The organism is Corynebacterium sp. UMB6689 (assembly GCF_030215295.1).
GTDB classification, from domain to species: Bacteria; Actinomycetota; Actinomycetes; order Mycobacteriales; family Mycobacteriaceae; genus Corynebacterium; species Corynebacterium aurimucosum.
Map to the genome: position 1 here is coordinate 1 of NZ_JASOLS010000149.1, position 284 is coordinate 284.

A 284-nucleotide genomic window follows, 5' to 3' on the forward strand; every position below is an offset into this window, starting at 1 on the left:
ACTAGGTAAATCATTGTGGTCACAAGCAATTTGTAATTTAGGTAAGGACATTTTTATCTTCTTCCCTTTCTTTCATAAATATCTATCCAAATAGCCTATTCAGGTTTGAGGTCGCTTTCTTCAATTCTTTGTTTTACTTCTTTTGCTGACATGACGTTTTGGACACCAATAACTGTTACTCCTGATTTAGCCGCTTGGTCAAACATATTCACAAAGTTTAAAGGAGTAAAGACAACATCATAATTTTTAGCTGTTGATTTTCCTTCTGCAATTGAAGTATGGTT

The 284-nt window shown here is 33.5% G+C and carries 1 pseudogene; it reads right to left on the reverse strand.

Annotated features, from left to right (window positions below):
- Positions 1-95: 95 nt before the first annotated feature.
- A pseudogene (locus tag QP363_RS13015) lies at positions 96-284 on the reverse strand (hypothetical protein); the annotation flags it as partial.